We start from the raw sequence: 252 nt of genomic DNA, 5'->3' as shown, positions 1-252 counted from the left end.
ATTACCGGGTTAAAGTTTCCATAATTGGTTTTAGGGACTTTATTGGTAGTAGCACTGCTGAGTTTCCCGAAATAGATCCCTCCTGAACCCATTGCCGGAATCCCTGGAGGCACAATCGCCTGCAAGGTGAATGAGCGGGAAAAATCCATATTATAAGGAAAGCCAATGTCTACCGTAAAATCACCATTGGTATAAATTTCGATACCGATGGAAGGCAAAGTGATATTCACTGCGCCAAACTGGAGATAACGC

General features: G+C 43.7%; 1 protein-coding gene. It reads right to left on the bottom strand.

Going from position 1 to position 252, the window contains the following annotated elements:
• Positions 1-252 (bottom strand): hypothetical protein (locus ACPYOJ_RS36050; RefSeq protein WP_481420486.1); only part of this gene is annotated, 252 nt, incomplete at both ends.

The organism is Rhizobium sp. SVR5-9E (genome assembly GCF_056755095.1).
Note: the sequence above shows the minus strand (reverse complement) of the source record. Positions and strands in the feature narration are given on the sequence as shown.